The organism is Kytococcus sp. HMSC28H12, from assembly GCF_001816045.1.
In the GTDB taxonomy this organism is placed as follows: Bacteria; Actinomycetota; Actinomycetes; order Actinomycetales; family Dermatophilaceae; genus Kytococcus; species Kytococcus schroeteri.
Genome location: NZ_KV824564.1, coordinates 1 through 1097 on the forward strand (window position 1 = coordinate 1; position 1097 = coordinate 1097).

Annotated in this window: 1 protein-coding gene; it reads right to left on the minus strand. The window is 73.7% G+C overall.

What is annotated here, in order from left to right; all coding sequences use genetic code 11:
- Window positions 1–64 precede the first annotated feature (64 nt).
- The gene (locus tag HMPREF3099_RS08725; protein ID WP_101849029.1) at window positions 65–973 is read right to left on the minus strand and encodes a DUF559 domain-containing protein; all 909 of its coding nucleotides are present in this window, start codon (window positions 971–973) and stop codon (window positions 65–67) included.
- Window positions 974–1097: the final 124 nt, after the last annotated feature.

Below are 1097 nucleotides of genomic sequence, written 5' to 3' on the forward strand. Positions count from 1 at the left end.
GACGAACGACGACTCAACGAGGGGAGGGGGCCGCGACGAGAGGGACGGGGCGGCTGGGGAGGTGTCAACCGCGGGCGGTGCGGAGCCTGCGTCGCAGGTCGGCCAGCCAGAGGTGGTGCTGCCCGGCCCAGAGGTCGCGTCGGGTGAGCGTGACGACCTGGAAGCCCAGGTCCCGGAGCATCTCCGTGCGGCGGAGGGTGGCCTGTCGGGCTTCGGGGTCCTCGTAGTGGGTCTCACCGTCGTACTCCACGATGACGCGCTCCTCCTCCCAGAGCATGTCCACTTCCGCCACGACCTCGCCCCACTGGCCGGCCACGGCTGCGTTGAGGGCCGGCTCGGGCAACCCCTCCTGCACGACGAGGACCCGGGCGTGGGACTCCGCGGGGGATCGGGAACCGGTCCGGATGAGCCCCAGGGCGGTGCGGGCCAGCCGGATCCCGGGGGAGCGTCGGCGGCGCGCGACCGCCTCCTCCAGCCGTTCCACGGCACGTCCTGTCCACCGGTTCACGAGGTGGTCCCCGGCCACGACGAGGGCGGTGAGGCCCCAGTGCCCGGGTGCGGCCAGGTCGAGCCAGGTGTCCTCGGGGCCCACGGTCAGCACCCCGTCGACGACCTGGGTCCGTCGGCGTTCGAGGCGGGCGTGGGCGATGACCCCCGGTCGCCTCACCCGGAATCCGTCGGCGCGCCGGACGTGCACGGCGTGTTCGGCCGTGGCCGGCCGCGGCATCGGAAAGCCGTGCAGGACCGCCGCGGAGTCACAGCTGATGGCGGTCCCGTGGGGGAGCCCCGTGGCGACGGCCGCGATGCGGGCCAGGGCCGTGGTGGCCTCCCGGCGGGAGCGGACTCCCCGCATCGGCACGTGCCACGCCGGGTTGCGCAGGACGTCTGGCGTGAGTCCTTGCTGCAGCGCTTCTGCGCAGGTGAAGTGGTCGGGGGTGGTGGCTGGGAGCCGAGGCTGCGCGTCTCGAGGCATGTCCACAGGGTGAGCGGGACAGGTGGGCGTGGGCGGTCCCCGCTCGGTGGGATGTGGACGAGCCGTCGATGCAGGGCGTCCGTCCCCAGCCACCCCCCTCGTTGAGTCGTCGTTTGTCGGGGTC